This is a genomic window from Vibrio barjaei, assembly GCF_001639065.2.
Taxonomy (GTDB): domain Bacteria; phylum Pseudomonadota; class Gammaproteobacteria; order Enterobacterales; family Vibrionaceae; genus Vibrio; species Vibrio barjaei.
In genome coordinates this window covers 19971-42141 of sequence record NZ_LQXO02000014.1, presented here as the reverse complement: position 1 = coordinate 42141, position 22171 = coordinate 19971, and the positions used below count along the sequence as shown (strand labels likewise).

General features: G+C 45.3%; 26 protein-coding genes and 1 riboswitch. Of the genes, 11 read left to right on the top strand and 15 right to left on the bottom strand.

Annotated features, from left to right (window positions below; translation table 11 throughout):
- Positions 1-90: 90 nt before the first annotated feature.
- Together AWH66_RS09840 and AWH66_RS09835 are read left to right on the top strand one after the other, a co-directional pair.
- Complete coding sequence (locus AWH66_RS09840; RefSeq protein WP_063604626.1) at positions 91-441, top strand: DUF2799 domain-containing protein; 351 nt, start codon at positions 91-93, stop codon at positions 439-441.
- A gap of 22 nt (positions 442-463) precedes the next feature.
- On the top strand, positions 464-820 hold the full coding sequence (locus AWH66_RS09835) for a DUF2799 domain-containing protein (protein ID WP_063604625.1): 357 nt from the start codon (positions 464-466) through the stop codon (positions 818-820).
- Positions 821-888: 68 nt separating this feature from the next.
- Here the strand turns inward: AWH66_RS09835 and ppa are convergent, their stop codons facing one another.
- Both ppa and fbp read right to left on the bottom strand, forming a co-directional pair.
- Positions 889-1419: an inorganic diphosphatase gene (gene ppa / locus AWH66_RS09830; RefSeq protein WP_031494627.1), complete on the bottom strand. Its 531-nt coding sequence runs from the start codon at positions 1417-1419 to the stop codon at positions 889-891.
- A 131-nt stretch (positions 1420-1550) separates the two neighbouring features.
- Positions 1551-2564: a class 1 fructose-bisphosphatase gene (gene fbp, locus AWH66_RS09825; protein ID WP_063604624.1), complete on the bottom strand. Its 1014-nt coding sequence runs from the start codon at positions 2562-2564 to the stop codon at positions 1551-1553.
- A gap of 282 nt (positions 2565-2846) precedes the next feature.
- On the opposite strand from fbp, the gene mpl reads away from it, so the two are divergent.
- The 5 genes from mpl to thiQ all read left to right on the top strand — a co-directional run bounded on the left by mpl (position 2847) and on the right by thiQ (position 8480).
- Positions 2847-4196, top strand: coding sequence for a UDP-N-acetylmuramate:L-alanyl-gamma-D-glutamyl-meso-diaminopimelate ligase (gene mpl / locus AWH66_RS09820; protein ID WP_063604623.1), 1350 nt, complete (start codon positions 2847-2849; stop codon positions 4194-4196).
- Positions 4196-4816, top strand: a complete 621-nt coding sequence (locus tag AWH66_RS09815) for a flavin prenyltransferase UbiX (RefSeq protein WP_063604622.1) — start codon at positions 4196-4198, stop codon at positions 4814-4816. The genes mpl and AWH66_RS09815 overlap by 1 nt, the downstream gene beginning before the upstream one ends.
- Positions 4817-4893: 77 nt before the next feature.
- Positions 4894-5000, top strand: a riboswitch (TPP riboswitch).
- Between the two features lie 54 nt (positions 5001-5054).
- On the top strand, positions 5055-6053 hold the full coding sequence (gene thiB, locus AWH66_RS09810; RefSeq protein WP_143081487.1) for a thiamine ABC transporter substrate binding subunit: 999 nt from the start codon (positions 5055-5057) through the stop codon (positions 6051-6053).
- A 124-nt stretch (positions 6054-6177) separates the two neighbouring features.
- Entirely contained in the window at positions 6178-7776 is a 1599-nt protein-coding gene (gene thiP, locus AWH66_RS09805) for a thiamine/thiamine pyrophosphate ABC transporter permease (RefSeq protein ID WP_167360944.1), read from the top strand.
- On the top strand, positions 7776-8480 hold the full coding sequence (gene thiQ / locus AWH66_RS09800; RefSeq protein ID WP_063604621.1) for a thiamine ABC transporter ATP-binding protein: 705 nt from the start codon (positions 7776-7778) through the stop codon (positions 8478-8480). The genes thiP and thiQ overlap by 1 nt, the downstream gene beginning before the upstream one ends.
- Positions 8481-8543: 63 nt before the next feature.
- Here thiQ and yjgA read toward each other — a convergent pair whose 3' ends face one another.
- Complete coding sequence (gene yjgA / locus AWH66_RS09795) at positions 8544-9071, bottom strand: ribosome biogenesis factor YjgA (protein WP_063604620.1); 528 nt, start codon at positions 9069-9071, stop codon at positions 8544-8546.
- 118 nt (positions 9072-9189) lie between these two features.
- Between yjgA and pmbA the strand changes: the two genes are divergently transcribed.
- Positions 9190-10533, top strand: coding sequence for a metalloprotease PmbA (pmbA, locus tag AWH66_RS09790; RefSeq protein WP_063604619.1), 1344 nt, complete (start codon positions 9190-9192; stop codon positions 10531-10533).
- A gap of 56 nt (positions 10534-10589) precedes the next feature.
- Here pmbA and mgtE read toward each other — a convergent pair whose 3' ends face one another.
- The 12 genes from mgtE to AWH66_RS09730 form a co-directional block, all read right to left on the bottom strand.
- A complete protein-coding gene (gene mgtE / locus AWH66_RS09785) occupies positions 10590-11948 on the bottom strand; it encodes a magnesium transporter (RefSeq protein ID WP_063604618.1) in 1359 nt (452 codons plus the stop codon).
- Positions 11949-12073: 125 nt separating this feature from the next.
- Positions 12074-12349: an HPr family phosphocarrier protein gene (locus AWH66_RS09780; protein WP_006073260.1), complete on the bottom strand. Its 276-nt coding sequence runs from the start codon at positions 12347-12349 to the stop codon at positions 12074-12076.
- A gap of 11 nt (positions 12350-12360) precedes the next feature.
- Positions 12361-13218: an RNase adapter RapZ gene (rapZ, locus tag AWH66_RS09775; RefSeq protein ID WP_063604617.1), complete on the bottom strand. Its 858-nt coding sequence runs from the start codon at positions 13216-13218 to the stop codon at positions 12361-12363.
- A gap of 18 nt (positions 13219-13236) precedes the next feature.
- Positions 13237-13683, bottom strand: a complete 447-nt coding sequence (gene ptsN / locus AWH66_RS09770; protein WP_006073263.1) for a PTS IIA-like nitrogen regulatory protein PtsN — start codon at positions 13681-13683, stop codon at positions 13237-13239.
- Position 13684: 1 nt separating this feature from the next.
- The gene (hpf, locus tag AWH66_RS09765; RefSeq protein WP_038228892.1) at positions 13685-13972 is read right to left on the bottom strand and encodes a ribosome hibernation promoting factor; all 288 of its coding nucleotides are present in this window, start codon (positions 13970-13972) and stop codon (positions 13685-13687) included.
- A gap of 25 nt (positions 13973-13997) precedes the next feature.
- A complete protein-coding gene (locus AWH66_RS09760) occupies positions 13998-15467 on the bottom strand; it encodes an RNA polymerase factor sigma-54 (RefSeq protein ID WP_038228894.1) in 1470 nt (489 codons plus the stop codon).
- A 46-nt stretch (positions 15468-15513) separates the two neighbouring features.
- Positions 15514-16239, bottom strand: coding sequence for an LPS export ABC transporter ATP-binding protein (lptB, locus tag AWH66_RS09755; protein ID WP_006073275.1), 726 nt, complete (start codon positions 16237-16239; stop codon positions 15514-15516).
- An 8-nt stretch (positions 16240-16247) separates the two neighbouring features.
- Entirely contained in the window at positions 16248-16745 is a 498-nt protein-coding gene (lptA, locus tag AWH66_RS09750; protein ID WP_063604616.1) for a lipopolysaccharide transport periplasmic protein LptA, read from the bottom strand.
- Positions 16726-17289, bottom strand: coding sequence for an LPS export ABC transporter periplasmic protein LptC (lptC, locus tag AWH66_RS09745; protein WP_063604615.1), 564 nt, complete (start codon positions 17287-17289; stop codon positions 16726-16728). Before lptC ends, lptA begins: the two co-directional genes overlap by 20 nt.
- Positions 17286-17843, bottom strand: a complete 558-nt coding sequence (kdsC, locus tag AWH66_RS09740) for a 3-deoxy-manno-octulosonate-8-phosphatase KdsC (RefSeq protein WP_063604614.1) — start codon at positions 17841-17843, stop codon at positions 17286-17288. Before kdsC ends, lptC begins: the two co-directional genes overlap by 4 nt.
- Positions 17843-18814, bottom strand: coding sequence for a KpsF/GutQ family sugar-phosphate isomerase (locus AWH66_RS09735; protein WP_143081486.1), 972 nt, complete (start codon positions 18812-18814; stop codon positions 17843-17845). Before AWH66_RS09735 ends, kdsC begins: the two co-directional genes overlap by 1 nt.
- Positions 18815-18822: 8 nt before the next feature.
- Positions 18823-19794: a calcium/sodium antiporter gene (locus AWH66_RS09730; protein ID WP_006073285.1), complete on the bottom strand. Its 972-nt coding sequence runs from the start codon at positions 19792-19794 to the stop codon at positions 18823-18825.
- 292 nt (positions 19795-20086) lie between these two features.
- Here AWH66_RS09730 and mlaF point away from each other — a divergent pair, with 292 nt between their 5' ends.
- The 3 genes from mlaF to mlaD are packed head-to-tail and all read left to right on the top strand — an operon-like array spanning position 20087 to position 22171.
- Positions 20087-20881: a phospholipid ABC transporter ATP-binding protein MlaF gene (gene mlaF / locus AWH66_RS09725; protein WP_063604612.1), complete on the top strand. Its 795-nt coding sequence runs from the start codon at positions 20087-20089 to the stop codon at positions 20879-20881.
- Between the two features lies 1 nt (position 20882).
- Entirely contained in the window at positions 20883-21671 is a 789-nt protein-coding gene (gene mlaE / locus AWH66_RS09720; protein ID WP_063604611.1) for a lipid asymmetry maintenance ABC transporter permease subunit MlaE, read from the top strand.
- A gap of 17 nt (positions 21672-21688) precedes the next feature.
- Positions 21689-22171: an outer membrane lipid asymmetry maintenance protein MlaD gene (mlaD, locus tag AWH66_RS09715; protein ID WP_063604610.1), complete on the top strand. Its 483-nt coding sequence runs from the start codon at positions 21689-21691 to the stop codon at positions 22169-22171.

Here is a 22171-nt window from a genome sequence, read left to right as displayed (position 1 = left end):
GCGAGCGGTCTCAGCGCCGCCGCATAACGTAATCGATTTGCACTTTTTCTCGTATACTAATGAAGTAACAAGCGGAATAGAGAGGGTAATATGAGGCCTTGGTTGTTGTTAATAATTGGAGGGCTGTTAGCGGGTTGTGTCCAACTACAGCCTCCCACTGACAAGAGTGATATGAGTTGGCAACAGTTTGGCGAGCAATGGGCGTTGAAGGGCTATGTTGTTGAACCAGAAACGAAACTGCGCTCTAAAATACCAGACGTCACGACTAGCCAATACAAAGCGTACCTCAAAGGATATCAAGAAGGTAAAAGCGAATACTGCAAACAAGATCCGTTTGTCTTAGGGCGAAATGGAAAAATCTATTATGGTATTTGTAACGATATAGACCGAATGTATCTCGATGAGTATTGGCGTGGCAAAAATGCTCGCGCTAAGCGCTAGCAATTAGGGCTGGAGGTATCTTATGAGGCTATTATTTATCATTGGCTTACTAATCATATCGGGTTGTGCTCAACACATTTCTCTTACTTCTGTATTACCTCAAGACTGGCAGCAGTACGGTCAAGAGCAAGCTCTTATAGGGTATGAGAAACTCTCGACTCAACAGTTACAATCTTCAACCACCATAGATTTCACGGAAGATTTATATCAAGCCTATTCTATCGGTTATGAGGAAGGTCGCATTGAGTACTGTCAACAAGACCCGAGCATCTTGGGAAAACGAGGAGAAATGTATCGCGGCATCTGTGATGAGATCAAACCGACTTTTCGAACCTGGTATAACAATGGCAAAGCATCTCGTGGTCGCTACGGCTATTAGCTCCTTTATTCTAAGCCTACGTAAAAAGCTCTCTAATTTAGAGAGCTTTTTCATGTATTCAGCGAGCGTTATTTCGACTTAGCGCGCTCAAAGGAAGTTTCTATCTCTTCTCTTGCTGCTTGAACATCGGCCCAGCCATCGACTTTGACCCACTTACCCGCTTCGAGTTCTTTATAGCGCTCAAAGAACTGCGTGATCTGGGCTTTGAGTAGCTCAGGGATATCACCTACATCTTGAATGTGGTCGTATTCTTTAGAAAGCTTGCTATGAGGAACGGCAAAGACTTTTGCATCTTCACCAGATTCGTCGGTCATCTTAAGTACGCCTACTGGACGGCAACGAATTACTGAACCAGGCATCAACGGATAAGGTGTCGGTACCAACACGTCAACCGGATCACCATCAAGAGAAAGCGTCTCGTTTACGTAACCATAGTTACATGGGTAGAACATAGGTGCTGACATAAAGCGGTCAACGAAAACAGCACCAGAGTCTTTGTCGACTTCGTACTTAATTGGATCGGCATTGGCAGGGATTTCAATCACTACATAGATATCATCAGGCAATGATTTACCTGCAGGGACATTGTTCAAGCTCATTTTGACTTTCCTTTTCTTTATTCATTATTCCTTTGAGGAGGGAATAGAGGGCTGAAACACGAATCGTTTACAAAGAGTATACTTGGTTAGTTTTAAAACAAAAAGTGCCTCTATTGAGAGGCACTTCGAAGTTATTGGTTTTTATATTCTTCTAGGAAAGACTCGACCTTTTCAACCATTCGGCTTGAACCGACGAAGAATGGGACTCGCTGGTGGAGTTCGGTAGGTTTGATGTCCATGATACGCTGAGTGCCATCCGATGCTAAGCCACCTGCTTGCTCCATGATGAAAGCCATTGGGTTGCACTCATATAGTAGGCGCAGTTTACCACTTGGGTGACTTTGAGTGCTTGGGTACAAGTAGATGCCGCCCTTAAGAAGGTTACGGTGGAAGTCAGAGACCAAGGAGCCAATGTAGCGGGACGTGTACGGACGCTTCTCTTCAGGCACATTCTCTTGGCAGTACTTGATGTACTTTTTCACGCCCATAGGGAAGCGAATATAGTTGCCTTCGTTAATGGAATAGATGGTGCCATCTTTAGGGATCATCATATTTTCATGAGATAGGCAGAAGGTGCCGATCGATGGGTCGTAAGTAAATCCGTTAACGCCTTTACCCGTGGTATAAACCAACATAGTCGACGAGCCGTACACCACATAGCCTGCTGCAACTTGCTTGTTACCTGGTTGTAGGAAGTCTTCTTGAGTCGGAGGAGTACCGACCGGTGAAACGCGACGATAGATAGAGAAGATGGTACCTACTGATACATTGACATCAATGTTCGATGAGCCATCAAGTGGGTCCATTAGTACGACGTATTTGGCATTTTTGTTGAGCTCTTTGTTAAAGGCTACTGCCTCATCTTCCTCTTCACTGGCAACGCCACAAACTTGGTCACGCGCTTCCAAAGCGGCTTTAAATTTGTCGTTGGCATAGACATCGAGTTTTTGTTGAGCTTCACCTTGAACGTTTTCAGAGCCTACAGAACCAGTAATATCAGCAAGGCCAGCCTTGTTAATTTCTCGGTTTACGATTTTGGCAGCGAGTCGAATCGAAGACAAAAGGGAAGATAAATCACCGCTAGCGTGGGGGAAATCAGTTTGTTTCTCAACAATGAATTCGCCAAGGGTGCGCATTTCAGACATGTTATATCCTTAACTTTTCTGCTTATTTTCTTGGGGGTAATGTGTGAGAGAAATGTAGCAACCAAACGATTGCGTTTATTGGGGGTATTCATCAACACACATGTGTATTGTAGGTGGCAGAACTTTTTAATGGTAATGAAGTAACCCTGACATGCTCCTTTTTGTATGATGAATATCACATTTATTTCCCTAACCGCTAACTTTCTCGCTTTTGACGCACGCTTTGGGTATATATAGCGACAATAGCGTAAAATTAGACGCAAAGAGTTAAGAGAGCGAACTATGCACATTCATATTCTGGGTATTTGCGGTACCTTTATGGGAGGCGCTGCGGTATTGGCCCAGCAGTTGGGACACCGAGTTACAGGCAGTGATGCTAACGTTTATCCACCAATGAGCACATTATTGGAGTCGGAAGGCATAGAGATTATTGAAGGATTTGACCCAGCTCAGCTCGATCCTGCTCCAGATCTTGTCGTCATTGGTAACGCGATGAGTCGTGGCAACCCTTGCGTTGAGTACGTGCTTAACCATAACCTGAAATACACCTCTGGCCCACAGTGGTTACAAGAGTTTCTTTTGCATGATCGCTGGGTGCTGGCTGTTTCAGGGACTCATGGAAAAACTACCACATCCAGCATGTTAAGTTGGATTCTTGAAGATTGTGGTTATCAACCGGGTTTCTTAGTTGGTGGGGTATTAGGCAACTTCGGTCAATCAGCTCGTTTGGGTGAATCTATGTTTTTCGTAGTGGAAGCGGATGAGTATGACAGCGCTTTTTTTGACAAACGTTCTAAGTTCGTTCACTACCATCCACGCACTCTCATTATGAACAACCTTGAGTTCGATCATGCGGATATTTTTGACGATCTTGAAGCCATCAAACGACAATTCCATCATTTAGTCCGCACTGTTCCTGGAAACGGCCGCATTCTTGCGCCGCGCAAAGATAAAGCGTTGAGTGACGTGCTAGGAAGAGGGTGCTGGAGCGAAGTGGAACACACGGGAGAGAATGCTGATTGGCATGCTCACAAGTTAAAGCGTGATGGTTCGCATTTTGAAGTGTACCTACATGGCAGCAAAGTAGGAGAAGTGCAGTGGGAGCTTGTGGGTGACCATAATGTCGATAACGCCCTTATGGCTATTGCTGGAGCAAGACATGTTGGCGTGACTCCGGATCTTGCTTGCGAAGCATTAGGCAAGTTTATCAATACCAAGCGACGTTTGGAGCTGAAGGGCGAAGTGAATCAAGTAACGGTATACGATGATTTTGCCCACCATCCAACGGCAATTGAACTGACTTTAGGCGGTTTGCGTAACAAAGTTGGCAAGCAGCGAATCCTAGCTGTTTTAGAGCCACGTAGTGCCACCATGAAACGCGGCGTGCACAAAGAGACGTTAGCGCAGTCGCTCACTGAAGCCGATGCGGTATTCTTATTCCAACCCGACAATATTGATTGGTCAGTAGAAGAGATTGCTCACTCATGCTCGCAACCTGCCAAAGTGAGTGACTCTATTGATGAGCTGGTGCAGGCCATTGTTGAACAGGCTCAACCAGGCGATCAAATTCTGGTGATGAGTAATGGTGGCTTTGGTGGTATTCATCAAAAATTATTAGAGGCATTAGCGTAATGAAACCCGTAGAGAAAGCGATCACGCTGGCATTTACTGGTGCATCTGGCGCTCCTTATGGGATGCGCCTCCTTGAGTGTTTGTTAGCTCAAGATTACACCGTGTACTTATTGATCTCTTCCGCTGCGAGAGTAGTGTTGGCGACAGAACATAATATAAAACTGCCGAGCGGGCCAGATGCCGCGCACAAAGCACTAGTACAAAAACTGAATTGCTCGCCAGATAAGCTGGTGGTATGTGGTAAAGAAGATTGGTTTTCACCAGTGGCTTCTGGGTCAGCAGCGCCTAAACAGATGATTGTCTGCCCATGTTCGGCTGGCAGTGTGGCTGCGATTGCTCATGGGATGTCCGATAACTTAATTGAACGTGCTGCTGATGTGGTAATGAAAGAGCGTGGTCAACTTCTCTTAGTGGTACGCGAGACGCCATTTTCAACCATACATCTGGAAAACATGCACAAACTTTCGCAAATGGGGGTGACCATCATGCCAGCTGCGCCTGGTTTTTATCATCAGCCAGAATCTATTGAGGACTTAGTCGATTTCATTGTGGCTCGTGTGCTTGACCATATGGGTATTGACCAAACTCTCGTGCCTCGTTGGGGCTACGATCAGCGATAAATCCACATCAATCAAACGAGTTTAGGGATAGATTTGGCGAATCTGTGACGAAAGGGTTACAATTCGCTTTCTAAAGGTTGTGACTCACGGGGTGCACTAGCAGTGGTGCTGAGAGAAGGTAATACCTGACACCCGTATACCTGATCCAGATAATGCTGGCGTAGGGATGAGAACTCCGTTCTATGGAGGCTTTTTCTGGATCATATAATATAAAAATATATATCTAAGGATAGAACCAGTGAAAGTACATCAACTCGCTAAACTTGCTTTGGCAACGACACTTCTAAGTGCCTCTCAACTCGCTGTGGCGAATACGCTTACCGTTTATACCTATGACTCATTTGCTTCAGATTGGGGCCCTGGTCCGGCGATTGAAAAAGCATTTGAAGCTAAATGTGGATGCGATCTTAACTTTGTTGCGCTAGATGATGGTGTCTCGATTCTAAACCGCCTGCGTCTAGAAGGCTCCAGCTCCCAAGCTGATGTCGTACTTGGTCTCGATAATAACTTAATGAGTGAAGCGAAAGCCTCTGGCTTGTTGGCTAAACACAAGGCTGACCTTTCTGCGCTTGAGTTACCCAACGGCTGGAGTGACGATGTTTTTGTTCCTTTCGATTACGGTTATTTTGCGTTTGTTTACAACAAAGAAAAGGTAAAGAATCCACCGAAAAGCCTGAAAGAGCTGGTTGAGCAACGTGATGACCTTAAGGTGATTTATCAAGATCCGCGCACTTCTACACCAGGACAAGGGCTCTTACTTTGGATGAAGTCTGTTTATGGTGATGACTCCAGTGAAGCATGGCAAAAGCTAGCGAAAAAGACCGTAACTGTGACCAAAGGTTGGTCGGAAGCGTACTCTATGTTCCTTGAGGGAGAATCTGACTTGGTACTCTCTTACACCACCTCTCCGGCCTACCATATTATTGCCGAGCAAGATAAGCGATTTGTAGCCGCAGACTTTTCAGAAGGCCATTACACTCAAGTGGAAGTGGCAGCAAAAGTGGCCAGCAGTGACAAGCAAAAGTTAGCTGATGAATTTATGCAATTTATCGTCTCAGAAGACTTTCAATCAAAAATCCCAACAGGCAACTGGATGTATCCTGTTGTTGAGAGCAAGTTGCCTGAAGGTTTTGATAGCTTAACCATTCCAAGTGAGGCGCTGACATTTAGTCCAGATGAAGTGGCGAAAAACCGTAAAGCTTGGATTCGCGAATGGCAGTCTGCGCTGATTAAGTAGTATTGGCCATCTAAGAAAATCTGCAGATTATCGCCCCTGCGCAGGCAGGGGCAAGCTAATACTGCACCAGAGTTTCACTGGTGTGACGAACCGTTATCGTGTCTACTTTTCCATTGAGGTTATTGTGACCCAAATACCAAAATCAGGTTTAGCGATTGCTTTGCTCATTGCTATATATGTGCTGGCTTCGTTGTGGACACTGCTTTCCTACTCGTCAATGACTGATATTGGTCTGCTGTTTACTGACCCATACTACCAGCACGTAGCCAAATTTAGCTTTTGGCAAGCAAGTCTATCAACGTTGCTAAGTGTAGGGCTTGCTATCCCAGTGGCACATGCGTTTTCTCGTCGCCATTTTTGGGGAAGATCATGGCTGCTCAAATTGTTTGCGACCACGTTGGTGATGCCAGTACTGGTCGGCGTGTTTGGCATTGTCGCCATTTATGGCAATCAAGGCGTTATTGCTCAATGGTGGCTCACTTCGAATGATTCTATGCCGTTTTCTCTCTATGGTTTAAACGGCATTTTGCTGGCACACGTATTCTTTAATTTGCCTTTTGCAACTCGTTTGCTATTAGTGACGATAGAAAGTGTTCCACTAGAGCAGCGCAAGTTAGCACTGCACTTGGGAATGAATAGCTGGCAGTGTTTTAGATTGGTGGAGTGGCCACGACTAAAAGCACATTTACCTCATGTTATTGGCTTAGTCTTCATGTTGTGTTTTACCAGTTTTGCTACCGTCATGGCGCTAGGTGGCGGCCCGAAAGCCACTACGATTGAATTAGCGATTTATCAAGCGATCAAGTTTGATTTTGACCTACAAACCGGAGCGGTTCTGGCATTGTGGCAAATGTTAATTTGCGCACTACTGGTGCTGTTTATTGGCAAATTTAGTCGAGACTTGGAGGGCAAAACCAATTATAGCGACATGCCCACGATTCAACCTCAAGACTCATGGTTGAAAAAATGCTGGGATAGCTTTTGGATCATGGCAACCTTAATACTGGTCATCCCGCCACTTATTGCCATTGTTGCAAGTGGACTGAATGAGAAATTGTGGTCAGTGCTTGCCGATAGCAAGTTTTGGTCAGCAGTTATGACCTCGTTACAAGTGGCAATCATGGCTGCTAGTATCGCGTTAGTGGTTGGCATTGTGCTATTGAGTAGTTCGCGAATGTTACGAATAAAGTCTCACTATGGCCGTGCGGATGGCGTGGAGTTTGTTGGTACGGTTATTTTGGTGACACCCGCGTTGGTATTGAGCACAGCGACTTTTCTAATGCTTCGAGGAATGACCAATGTGTTTAGTCTTGCCTTTGGGATCGTTGTCGCTGTGAATGCTTTGATGGCGCTGCCGTATGTTATCAAAACACTTAATCAGCCAATGTTGAGGTTAGCCAAGCAATATCACCTGCTTTGGCAAAGTTTAGGACTGCGTGGCATTCGACGATTTTGGTTAATGGAATGGAGAGCAATCCGCGCACCGATATTGCATGCTTTCTCGATTAGCTTTGTCCTTTCCATGGGCGATCTTACTGTTATCGCGCTATTTGGTAGTCAGAACTTTAATACCTTACCGCTTTACTTATATCAGCTGATGGGCAGCTATCAATTGCAAGCTGCGGCTGTAGTATCTCTGGTGCTGTTTATATTGAGTATTGGTGTATTTACCTTAACGGAGTCGTTGTTACGACCTGTATCGACCGAGCGAGAGAGATCATAATGTTAACAATGGATCATGTCGACTATCGCTACCACAGTGATTGGTTTCGGTTCTCTATCTCAGTAGAAAAAGGTGATGTGTTGGCGTTGATTGGGCCCAGTGGTGCTGGTAAATCGACATTGTTGGCGCTTATAGCGGGGTTTTGTCAGCCTGAATCGGGAACGATATCTGTCGATGATGAAGAGATTCAATCTAAGCAGCCTCACCAGCGGCCTTTGTCTATGTTGTTTCAAGAGCACAACTTATTCGAGCACCTTTCAGTGTTCGATAATATTGCTTTAGGACTCAATCCAGCCCTTAAACTAACTGCAGAAGATCAACAGCAAGTGCGAGATGCGGCAGACAAAGTGGGTCTTATTGATAAGATCCAGCGCTTACCGTCTGAGCTTTCCGGTGGGCAGAGGCAGCGAGTGGCTTTAGCTCGTTGCTTTGTTCAGCCTCACTATATTTGGTTACTTGATGAACCGTTTTCGGCGTTAGATCCGGTGCTTCGTAAAGAGATGCTGTCGGTAGTTCACTCTCTAGCTCAAGAAAAGCAAGCGACCGTCATTATGGTGACACATCATCTTAGTGATGCTAGAGCCATTGCCAACCGGTTTGCTTACCTTAGTCATGGCATCATCACTGCTGAAGGGGACATCACGGCTTTGACGACGCAGCATGACAATCAAGAGCTCGCGCGGTTTGTAAAAGCGGCTCACTAGAGTTCTAAGGATATAAAAAAGGCAGCTTATGCTGCCTTTATGGTCGTTAATTGAGCGTTGAAGCTAGAACTCTTGTTCTTCTTCGTGTTTAAGCACTTGGAAAATTTCACGGAATGCTTTGGCAGGCTTTCCTGCTTTCTTTTCTTTGTTGGCTTGACGAGCAAGTTGGCGTAGACGTTGACGGTCGAGGTTCGGGTACAGCTCAAGTGCATCCGCGATAGCCTCGTCACCTTGTTCCACAATACGATCACGCAGTTGCTCAAGTTTATGAAGTGCTGCAGTAGATTGTGAGTGTTTGTTACGTACGCGGTCTAGAGCCGCTTGAATTGGCTCAGGATCTTCGGTGCGCATCAGCTTACCAATATATTGCAATTGGCGACGTCGAGCTTCGTTCTTGAAGCGCTGGGCATCGGCGACCGCTTCTCTCAGATCTTCACTAAGAGGAAACTTATCCAACACAGCAGGCTTTAGTTCAACTAACTCTTCACCGAGTTTTTGCAACTCTTCCATGTCGTTTTTCATTTCGGTTCTGCTTACCCAAATGATTTCTTCTTCCTCTTCCCAAGGTGCTTTCTGATTTTTACGGGCCATGTTTACTGCCTATATCACTATCTCATTACGAATATTGGCTATTTTAGCAAGAAATCTGGGGAGAATGCGAAAACCTTGTTATTCTAGTCTCAATTAAACGATAAAAGTTAGATGAATTATGGATGTAAGAGAGCAAGTTGCTCAGCAGCAAGCTGAGCTAGAAGCCGCTGTTGCTAAAGCGCTGGATATGGCTTCAGTAAATTCAGATGCTGCTGAGGTCGCTATTACTAAAAGCACTGGCTTGAGCGTCTCCACGCGCATGTGTGAAGTGGAGAACGTAGAGTTTAATAGTGACGGTGCGCTGGGTATCACGGTATATCGTGGGCAGCGTAAGGGCAGTGCGTCAACCTCTGACTTGAGTGAAAAGGCCATTGCACAAACGGTAGCTGCTGCACTGGATATTGCCCAGTACACCTCCGAAGACCCATTTGCAGGGCCAGCTCCAAAAGAGTTGTTGGTAACGAATATCCCAGACCTTGATCTCTTCCATCCAGATGAGCCAAATCCCGATGTGGCTGCGCAAAAAGCGATTGCTGCTGAGAAAGCAGCATTAGCTTACAGTGACAAAATAAAGCAGAGTGATGGCGCCAGTTACGACAGCCACTATGGCGTTAAGGTCTATGGTAACTCTCATGGCCTCTTGGCCGGTTATGCGTCTAGCCGTCATAGCATTAGCTGTAGCGTCATTGGCCAAGGCCAAAATGGCGATATGGAGCGTGATTACAGTTATACCCTTGCTCGTCACCGTGATGATTTGTGGACACCAGAGTCGGTCGGTGAGAAGGCTGCTATCAAAACAGTTGAGCGTCTAGACCCTAGAAAAGTCAAAACGGGTCAATACCCAGTGCTTTTTGCCAACGATGTTGCGACTGGCCTTATGGGACACTTAGTGATGGGGATTAGCGGCGGTAATTTATACCGTAAGTCGTCGTTCTTGTTAGATAAACTGGGTGAGCAGATTCTGCCAGATTGGTTCGCTATTGAAGAAAAACCTCACCTACTTAAAGGCTTAGCATCTAGTCCGTTTGATAACGAAGGGGTGGCAACACAAGATTTAGATATTATCACTGACGGTAAGTTGGCGACCTACTTGTTGACCAGTTACGCTGCGCGCAAACTGAAGATGACGCCAACAGGGCATGCTGGAGGTATTCACAACTGGTTTGTTAAATCAACGGGGCAAGATTTTGATGCTATGTTGAAAACGCTTGGCACTGGCTTGCTGGTAACCGAAGTGATGGGGCAAGGGGTAAATATCGTTACTGGTGATTACTCTCGCGGTGCAGCAGGATTCTGGGTCGAAAATGGAGAAATCCAATACCCAGTTTCGGAAATTACCGTTGCTGGTAATCTAGCTCAAATGTTCAAGCAAATTGTGGCAGTTGGCAGTGATGTGGAAACGCGATCACAAATTCAAACGGGCTCTATCCTGTTGGAGTCAATGAAAGTCGCTGGTGAGTAAATAGCGAATAGCGAAAAGGGCGTAACCTACCGGTTACGCCCTTTTTGTATCTAGCGTCAGCTGATCATTATGGTGGCTAAGCCTAAGAAGACCGAAAGACCAACAACGTCGGTAATGGTCGTAAGGGCCATTCCGCCCGCCAATGCGGGGTCGATATTCATTTTTTTGAGCAGAATAGGGATGGTAACGCCAGCAATACCCGCCACCAGTAAATTAGTCATCATGGCGGCAGAGATAATCCCGCCTAACATCCAATCACCTTTCCACGCTACTACGATACCACCGATAATTAGGGCCCAAAGGACACCATTGAGAAAACCGATGGCGGCTTCTTTGAGTAGCAGTTCACGTCGGTTACTGTCACCGATATGGCCCAAAGCTAGGCCTCGGATCACCAGGGCAACGGTTTGGTTACCTGCAACCCCTCCCATGGAAGGTACAATAGTCATCAAGACGGCTATTGCTGCCATCTGCTCTAATGTGGCCTCAAACATATTGGAGACAGATGCTGCTGCTAAAGCGGCAAGTACATTGGCGCCCAGCCAAACACTGCGTCGACGAGCAGATTTTACAACAGGCGCAAAGGTATCTTCATCGTCATCCATACCTGCCATACTCATCATCGAGTGTTCGGCATCTTCACGAATAATGTCGACCACGTCATCGATGGTGATACGACCAACTAGGTGATGTTCACTATCCACAACAGGGGCAGAGACCCAGTCGCGTCGTTCAAATAACGAGGCAACGTCCGAATCGCTAGTTTCAACATGGATTGCCTCATCGGCATCATCCATGACATCGACGACTTTGACATCTGGCTGAGTGGTTAAAAGTGTGCTCAAAGAAAGGTGACCAATCAGCATGTCTTCTTCGTCTATCACATACAGTGCGTCGGTCGCCTCTGGCAGCTCGCCTTTCATACGCAGGTAGCGCAGAACTACATCGACATCGACATCACCACGAATAGTGATAACGTCGGTATTCATGATTCCGCCGGCGGTATCTTCTGGGTAAGAAAGGGCGGTTTCGACACGCAAGCGGTCAGCAGTGTCCATTTGTGACAGAACTTCGCGCGATACGGTATCAGGCAGACTACGTAGGACATAGGCTACGTCATCGGTGTCCATGCCTTCCGTTGCTTCAGCCAGCTTTTCTGGCGCCATTTTGGAGACAAGACTATCTTTGACGTCCTCATTGAGTTCATCAAGGATTTCACCATAGTCTTCAGGGTCGGTGAGTTGCCACAGGACTTCACGGCTTTTACGCGGAGAGGCTTCTAGAAGATGGGCAATATCTTCAGGCTCCATGTCCTGAAGTTGTCTTCTTACGTAAACGAAGCGGCCATTTTCTAGCGCTTCACTGACTTCTTGGAGGGTTTGGTGAGCTTGATCGAATTCTATTTGCTCCGCCATGGATGCCCCCTACACTCAACTGCTTTTTAATGTACTGAATAGTAGCTTAATTTTGGGTTCAAGTAACCTACGGGGCACGAAGAAGTTATCGGAGAGTGGAAATAAAACAGAAAAGTGTGCGGAATCTATTCGTCTTCGTCGAAGCGGTGTTCAACCAACTCGCATACCGCTTGCAGAGCATCCTCAGCTTGGTTTCCTGACGCTTTGATGGTGATGTTCTCACCTTGAGCCGACTCGAGCATAAGAAGCCCCATTACACTATCCGCTGTTGCTTCTTTCTGTTCGTGATTACAAATCGTCACGGTTGCCTCGAAGCTTTGTGCTAACTCGACTAACTTGACGGCAGCGCGAGCATGCAAACCAAGACGATTTTGAATGAGAACAGTGCGAGATAGTGACATTTGATTTCCTGTTAGCTGTTTTTCTCTAGCGATGCGTGACGAATTTTTACTTGGTGGCCGAGCTGAGCAAAATACTCACCAATTTGCTGAGTGATATAGACAGAGCGGTGTTTGCCGCCCGTACAACCAATAGCAACAGTCAGATAGCTACGGTTGTTCTTTTCCAGTAAAGGTAGCCAACGTTCAACAAAGCCTTGAATTTGTTGTTTCAACTCGATGACGTCAGGATAAGCTTCTAGGAAAGATTTAATTGGTGCATCTAGCCCTGTCATTGGTCTTAATTCTGGCTGCCAATGTGGATTGGGTAGAAAACGCACATCAAACACGTAATCGGCATCACTTGGCATACCGTATTTAAACCCAAACGATTGGAAAACCATGACAAGATCTTTCTTCTCTTGGCCTTCTAATTCAAAACGAATGGTTTCGCTTAAGTCGTGTATGGACTGTTCACTCGAGTCAATGATGTAGTCGGCATGCTCTTTGATAGGTTTGAGTAGTGTATGCTCTAAATCAATAGCCTGCTCTAGTGACAGTTTATCTTTGCGCTGAGAGAGAGGATGGATACGACGAGTTTCACTGTAGCGTTTTAACAACACTGGCTTTGATGCATCAAGAAAAAGTACTTTGACGTCGTGTTGCTTAGACAATTGTTGCAACTTAGAGGTTAAGTTGTTCAGATTGTCAGGCAAGTTACGGATATCAATACTGACGGCGACACTTTGTTGGGAATCTTTTGAAGAATCCACAAAGGCTTCCAGTAAATCGATAGGTAGATTATCAACGCAGTAGTAGCCAGAATCTTCTAGTACTCGCAACGCCACACTTTTGCCTGCGCCCGAATGTCCACTTACAACGACTAATCGCATTTTGTTTCTCAGCTATTTTTAATGGCTAACGATAATATCGTAAAGCTCTTGATCGGACTGAGCATTACGAAGTTGTTTTAGGACCGTTTTATCATTTAAACGCTCAGCCATACATGACAATGTCTTTAAATGTTCTTTACATTGCGCATCTGGAACGAGCAGAGCGAACATGAGATCAACTGGGCGATTGTCTATAGAGTCGAAGTCAACTGGCGCTTGGCACTGAAGTAATACGGCAACGGCTTTATCGCTGTCATGCATTCTGGCATGAGGAATCGCAATACCATTACCAATTCCCGTGCTGCCCACTTTTTCACGACTTAACATGCACTCGAACAGTTCGGTAGAATTTTGACCCGTGTGCTCTGCTGCGATTTCGCTAATAATTTCTAGGGCGCGCTTTTTACTCGTACAAGGGACTGCACTTTTGGTGCAGTCCAGAGTTAATACTTCACTTATTTGCATTTTAGTGATTACTTAATTTTTCTTTATGCTTATTCAATTGTCTGACGAGCTTATCGACAAGTCCGTCAATGGCAGCGTACATATTCTCATCATTTGCCGCCGCATGAATTTCAGCTTGATTAACGTGGAGCGTAGCTTCTGCGATCTGGTTTAATTTTTCAACTTTTAATATGACGTTAATGCTGTTTATATGATCGAAAAAGCGTTCCAGCTTTTGAAATTTACTCTGAACGTAGTCCTGCATTGACTCAGTGACATCGACGTGGTGGCCTTCAATTTGAATTTGCATAGACTTTCCTTCTTAGTTATTGGCCTTAAAGTAGGCGTTTACGCTGACTGGAAGGGGCAATGCCCAACGACTCACGGTATTTCGCTATAGTTCGTCTAGCAACCTGAATTCCTTGGTCAGCTAGTTGCGCTGCGATTTTACTATCGCTCAATGGCTTGGCTGGATTTTCTGCAGCGACAAGCTTCTTGATTAGTGCTCGAATGGCCGTCGAGGAACACTCGCCGCCATTGTCGGTCGATACGTGGCTTGAGAAGAAGTACTTCAGTTCAAAAATGCCGCGTGGGGTATGCATATATTTCTGAGTGGTAACTCGAGAAATTGTCGATTCATGCATGTCTACAGCAAGGGCAACATCGTTGAGAACCATTGGTTTCATTGCCTCTTCACCGTATTCGAAAAAGTCATGTTGATGCTCGACAATGCACTTAGCTACTTTGAGCAAAGTTTCATTGCGACTCTCAAGGCTCTTAATCAACCATTTCGCTTCCTGCAAATTAGAGCGAATATATTGGCTGTCAGCACTGTTGCCTGTACCTAGTTTCGCGTATTGTTGATTCACTTTCAGTCTTGGAACACTGTCAGGGTTAATCTGAACTATCCATTTTCCGCGGTCTTTGAAGACGGAGACATCCGGCACTACGTACTCAGTTTCATCAGGCGTGATTTTACTGCCTGGTCGAGGGTCAAGCTGTTGGATGAGCTTCAAAACTTCTCGAAGATCCGCTTCCTTAAGCTTAGTCTCTTTAATAACGAGTTTGTAATCACGGTTACCCAATTGATCGATATGATCAGACAAGACCAACTTAGCTTCAGCGAGCCATGGAGTATCTTCAGGGAAAGTAGCGAGTTGCAGTAGTAGGCAATCTTGCAGATTAAGAGAAGCAACGCCTAGCGGATCGAATTGCTGAACGCGTTTTCTTACTGCTTCAATCTCATCAAGCTCAACATCCTCAATATCGACACTGTCGAGAATCTCTTCACAGGACAGGGTCAGATAGCCGTAATCATCGACAGCATCAATGATGGCTAAGGCGATGGCACGATCTGTTTCAGTAAATGGCGTGAGGTCTAATTGCCAAACTAGATAGTCTTGTAGAGACTGTGTGGTTTCACCTTGATAAATTGGCATGTCATCATCGGCGGCAATGCCCGTGTTACCGGTATTGGCGCTATAGACATCATCCCATGTGGTGTCCATTTCAAGTTCCGTCGATATTTCAGAACTTTCAATTTGTTCAGAACTGTCTTTTGGCTCTGGTTCGCTAACTGGCTCTGCAGATGCTTCTTCTTTACTTTCAGGGCTCGACTTTTCCTCATTAGAAGGCGGCGCTTCTTCCGCGGTTTCTTCCACGTCAAGTAATGGGTTTGAGTCTAAGGCCTCTTGAATCTCTTGTTGCAGATCGAGCGTCGACAATTGCAGTAAGCGAATTGCTTGTTGCAACTGGGGCGTCATTGCTAACTGTTGACCTAGCTTGAGTTGTAATGAGGGTTTCATGCAGTATTGCTAGCCTATTATTAAAATTTTATCCAAGCCTATTAAATCATAGTCTGAATTGTTCACCGAGATAAACCTGTTTTACGTGTTCATTATTGAGAACATCTTCAGGACTTCCTTCAGCAATTAGGTGACCTTGGCTCACAATGTATGCTTTTTCACACACATCTAAGGTTTCACGAACGTTATGATCGGTGATAAGAACTCCTAAGCCTCTATCGCGCAAATGCTCGATGATCTTCTTGATATCAATCACTGAAATTGGGTCAACACCCGCAAACGGCTCATCCAATAAGATGAACTGCGGGTTGGCGGCCAGAGCCCTAGCAATTTCTACACGTCGACGTTCGCCGCCAGACAGTGCCATACCTGCACTTTTTCGAATGTGTTGAATATTGAACTCATCCAGCAGGTCCTCTAGTTTATCTTGTCGCTCTTCTTGAGTGATCTCATTACGAGTCTCGAGTACTGCCATAATGTTGTTTTCAACACTGAGCTTTCTGAAAATGGAGGCTTCTTGTGGCAGGTAGCCAATGCCCATTTTAGCGCGGCTATGCATTGGGAGAATACTGATGTCTTCTCCATCAATAGTTATGGTGCCTTCATCGCGAGCAACCAGACCTACAATCATGTAAAACGAAGTAGTTTTACCGGCGCCGTTAGGGCCTAGCAATCCCACTATTTGACCAGATTCAACCGAAAGGCTAACGTCTGAGACCACTTTACGGTTTTTATAGCTTTTTGCTAAATGTGTCGCTTTCAATAACGCCATAAATACAATTACTTCTCTTGGACCTGTTGTGGTTGTAGCACAGTAGATACTCTTCCCTTTGAGTCGCCATCAGCGATGAGTTTCTGTGATGAGATTCTGTACTTAATTACACTGCCACGAATGATACTGTCGTCTTGAGATAGCATCGCTTTATTCGTCATAGTCAATTGATCGTTTTTCAGTGAGTAATGTAACTGCTTTGCTTCACCGTATAAGGTTTTACCATCGTCAGTAAGTTGAGAAAATGTCGCCAAATTGCCAAAACCTTCGATAACCTGAATTGTGCCGGTTTCTGCTTCACGTGTAACAATCACTTTATCGGCATTGATGTTAATACTACCTTGTTTAAGCTTTACATCGCCTTCGAAGGTTACTTGGTTGCTTTTCATATCAAGTAGCTGAGAGTCAGAGTCAATATACACCGGTTGCTCTGAGTCCGTTGATAACGCCATTGCTGATATAGGTAAAAGTAAGCAAATACCTAAACTAAGGTGTGAGAGTTTCATATCTACTGTTCACTTTGTTATAAACCTCGGCGATATTGTCTGCGAAATTTCCTTTCATCGCTTCGCCGCATGTTTCAAATTGAGGGCCGAGCATAATGACCTTGGTATCGGACCAAAAGTCTCTGTTGGTTAGTTTAATGCTCATCTTCTGTGTTGATAGTGTATCAAATCCTGACTCTGGTAATAGATTTTGAGCTAGAACATTGTCGTATAAAGTGAGTACTTCATCCTTGTCCAAAATGGCTTTATCTGCGGAAATTTCCCACTCTTTTGTTGTGCCATTCGCGTAAATAGACAATATAGGACTCTCAAAAATAGTATTCCCTTTTTGAGCGAAATGTTCCAGATGTACGGAATTGATCGTATAGCTTCGAATACCGGTATCAGAGTAAGAAATGTTATGAACATTTATTCCACTGAAAGCTGGCAATTCAATATCTGGGACAATCTGAATCGTGCTCGATTCGTCCTTGGTGTACAAATAAACCGCACACCCAATAGAAATAATGGCAAGTAGACTATAAAGAATACGAGACAAACTCATATACTAAGACCTTTGTGAAGCTCTAGTTCTCCCTTTGATTCTAGGATCAGATCACAAACTTCCCTAACGGCACCACGTCCACCTGGAATCGTAGTGACGTGATCTGCTTTTCTGGCGAGCAGTGGATGCCCATCCGCCACGCAGACGCTTAAGCCGACCTGCTCCATGACAGGCCAATCGATAAGGTCATCACCGATGTAGGCCGTTTTCGAAGCTGGGATAGCAAGCTTTTGGCAAATATCTTGATAAGCGGAGACTTTGTCATCTTGCCCTTGGTAAATCAAAGAAATACCCAGTGCGGTCATGCGGTTCTCAACGATCTGTGAGCGACGGCCTGTAATGATGGCGACTTCTACGCCCGCACTCATTAAAGCCTTAATACCGTAACCGTCACGAGTATGAAAGGTTTTTAGCTCTTCACCTTGGTTACCCATATAAATCAAGCCATCGGAGAAGACGCCATCCACGTCGCAAATCAGGAGTTTGATGTCTGCTGCTTTATCGTAAGTGGATGAAGCCACCAAACCATAGAGCGTTTCAACTTGTTTCGACACTACATTACTCCCGCTTTTAATAAGTCATGCATATTGAGTGCACCCACGACTTTATTGTCATCGAGCAGTACAAGACCGTTAATATTCTTCGATTGCATTAAGTTTAATCCTTCAGCCGCTAGCATATTAGGCGCAGCAGTGGTTGGGTTAACGGTCATGACCTCGCCAATGGTGGTGTCATGAATATCGACTCGTTTATCAAGAATACGTCGCAAGTCTCCATCGGTAAAGATACCTAGCAAGTTCATATCGTTGTCCACGATAGTTGTCATGCCAAGTCCTTTATCGGAAATTTCTAGTAGTGCGTCGCGTACCAAGGTCTGTGGACCGACTACAGGCAGCGCTTGACCTGAATGCATGATGTCACTCAATTTAAGTAATAGTTTACGACCCAATGCGCCTCCCGGATGAGACAGGGCAAAGTCTTCTTCACCAAAGCCACGAGCTTCCAATAAGGCGATGGCCAATGCATCTCCCATGACCAGAGTTGCCGTCGAGCTAGAAGTGGGTGCTAGACCAAGTGGACACGCTTCTTTAGGTACAGTGATTTGTAAGTGAAAATCAGAGAGTTTTGCCATGTTAGATTCAGGCTTTCCGGTCATGCTTACAGTAGTAATACCAAGGCGCTTAAAGACTGGAAATAAACTAATGATTTCGTGCGACTCACCGGAATTGGAGATGGCGATAACGAGATCGCGAGCCTCAATCATACCCAAATCGCCGTGAGCGGCTTCTCCTGGGTGGACAAAAAACGCCGATGTGCCAGTGCTAGCAAGCGTAGCCGCAATTTTCTTACCAATGTGCCCTGATTTACCCATCCCCATGACGATAACCTTGCCTTGGTGGTTGAGAATCGCATCACATACCGACTCAAATTGCTCGTCAAAGTAGCGCTCGAGGTGTTGAAGTGCTTGTACTTCGGTCTCTAAAACACGCTTCGCAGCGCTAACATAATCAAAACCAGACATGATAACCGCTCCTAAGCTGCCATATTAGCGAATAGATAAACCTGATAACCAAGGAATAGCACGAACAAAATAAATCCTTCAATTCGATTAATGCTCTTAGATTTGCCCAGTGCCATTACAACCAGTAATAGCGAAACGGCAAGCATAACCCAGAAGTCACGGCCCATAGCATGTTCACTGAGTATAGAAGGATTAATGATACCTGGAATACCCATCACGGCGAGGATGTTGAAGACGTTTGAGCCTATGATGTTACCTACCGCCATATCATCTTCGCCTTTCAGTACACCAGCAAGAGATGCGGCCAGTTCTGGCAGGCTGGTGCCAATCGCGATAATCGTTAGACCGATAACAAGGTCACTCATGCCAAAATATTGGGCGATCGTTACTGCGCTATCTACCAGTCTATCTGCTGCGATAGGGAGGATGATTAGGCCTATCACCACCCACATGGCTGCTTTAGCGTTACTCACACCTTCTGGAATTTCGGACTCTTGGTCTTCTAGCATGGCGTCATTGTTGCCACTCTCTTTTTCAGCTTTGCTGATACGAAGCATGGCAAGGATAAATGCGCCAAATAAGGCAAATAGAATAATCCCTTCATAGAAACCAAGGTGACTATCCCAAAGAATAAGACCTGCGATAAGCGTTACCGCAATCATTAAAGGTAGCTCGCGTCTCAGAACCGCAGATGAAATAGAAAGAGGCTTAATCATGGCGGTAATACCAAGAATAAGGGCAATATTGGCGATGTTGGACCCTAGGACGTTACCAACCGCAGTATCCGTTTTACCCTCTAGGGCGGCGGTGGCCGAAACCATCATTTCTGGCGCGGATGACCCCATAGCAAGAATAGTCATACCGATAACTAAAGGTGAGATACCCACATTGCGTGCCAGTGCCGCGGCGCCGAATACCAACTTATCAGCACTCCAAACGAGAAAAACCAGTCCAATTATCAGAAACACTACGGCTTCAAGCATGTTTTTATCCACTTCTATTTTTCTGAGACATTTGGCGGCTAATTTTGACGGTTTGTCGGCCAAAATGGAAGCTAATCAACAAATAAAATAACAATAGTGCGCCGAAGCTAATACGCTAATAGATAGGCTAAGGTGAAGAGAGATGTCATAAATGCTCGTAATGACACAAATTTGGCGTAATTGGATATGACTCTGTAATTATCCAACCATTTGGATATAAGGGTTTTAATTGTCCGCTTGTGTCATTATTATTGTTGCTCATAGGACTATTGTTAGGATGATAAGGAAATGTATGTCAAACAATGACTTGGTTTCCGTAAAGGGACTGACTTTTGCACGTGGCTCACACGTCATTTTTGATGACGTCGAGTTGCATGTACCAAAAGGTAAGATCACAGCCATCATGGGGCCATCGGGAATTGGTAAAACGACATTACTTCGCCTGATCGGTGGGCAAATCTCGCCTGACCATGGGGAGATTTGGTTCGAAGGCGACAATATTCCTACGCTTTCTAGAAAACGTCTTTACCATGTTCGTAAGAAAATGAGCATGCTATTCCAATCGGGTGCACTATTTACCGACCTTAATGTCTTTGACAATGTCGCGTTTCCTTTGCGTGAGCATACTGAACTGAGTGAGTCGATGATTCGTACTTTAGTACTGCTAAAGTTAGAGGCTGTCGGATTACGTGGGGCATCTCAACTTATGCCAAGTGAGCTTTCTGGAGGCATGGCAAGACGTGCAGCACTCGCAAGAGCTATTGCCCTTGACCCTGAATTAATTATGTACGATGAGCCCTTTGTTGGTCAGGATCCTATAACGATGGGGGTGCTGGTGGAACTAATTGGTAAGTTGAACAAAGCACTAGACCTTACCTCCATTGTCGTTTCTCACGATGTTCCCGAAGTCATGTCTATCGCCGATTGGGTTTACTTGCTCGCGGACGGAAAAGTAGTTGCTTGCGGTACTCCTGATGAACTGAGAAATAACCCTGATGCTCGAGTCCAACAGTTCTTGCTTGGCGAAGCTGATGGGCCAGTTCCATTCCGTTATCCAGCAAAGGCATTAACTAAGGAGCTGTTCTAATATGTCGTTTCCATCAGTATGGATTCAAAAAGTCGGTCAGCGTACCTTATCTCTTTGCCAATCATGGGGTAGGGCAACCTTCATGCTATTTGGTGTCCTGTTTTCCAAACCACAGCCCAAAAAGCACTTTCCACTATTAATAAAACAGTTACATAACGTTGGTGTGCAGTCACTGGCCATCATTATGGTGTCTGGGCTGTTTATCGGCATGGTTCTCAGTCTGCAAGGGTACGTAGTGCTCGTCGATTATGGAGCGGAAGGCAGTTTAGGGCAGATGGTGGCGTTATCACTATTAAGAGAGTTGGGGCCAGTCGTTACAGCTCTGTTGTTCGCGGGCCGTGCAGGCTCAGCATTGACTGCTGAAATTGGCTTAATGAAAGCCACGGAACAGCTATCGAGCATGGAAATGATGGCCGTTGATCCTCTTAAACGAGTGATCTCGCCTCGTTTTTGGGCTGGGATTATCTCCATGCCACTGCTAGCCATGATCTTTATGGCAATAGGTATTTGGGGTGGTCAACTGGTTGGTGTGGATTGGAAAGGCATTGATCACGGTAGTTTTTGGTCAGCGATGCAGTCGTCACTAGAACTGGGTCGAGACATTGGTAACAGCATCATTAAGTGTTTGGTGTTTGCGATTACGGTGACGTGGATTGCACTGTTTAATGGATATGATGCCATACCGACTTCGGAAGGTATTAGTCAGGCGACAACGAGAACCGTCGTGCACTCATCATTGGCGGTGTTGGGATTAGATTTTGTGCTTACAGCACTGATGTTTGGCAATTAAGAGTAAAGGACAATTCAATGCAACAAACTAGAAAGTTAGAATTGTGGGTAGGCAGTTTTGTCATCATCGGACTTTGCGCAATCTTGTTTATGATTTTTCAGGTTGCTGACGTGAAAGGATTGGGCTCAGGGGATACTTATGAGCTGGAAGCCAGGTTCGATAATATCGGTAGCCTAAAAGTTCGCTCTCCTGTGAAAGTTGGTGGAGTCGTTATCGGTCGAGTCAGTGACATTAGCCTTGATAAAGAGAGCTATTTGCCTGTGGTAACCTTGTCTATTAGTTCAGATTACCATTTCCCAGATACTTCGAGCGCACAAGTGTTAACATCGGGGTTAATTGGTGAGCAATATATAGGCCTGGTGCCTGGGTTTATCTTTGATGATGAAGGGTATTTAGCCGATGGCGACAGAATTGAGGACACCAAGTCTGCGTTGGTGCTCGAAGACATGATAGGTCAAGTGTTATATAGCATTGGCGGTTCTGATGAGAAAAAGGAGTAA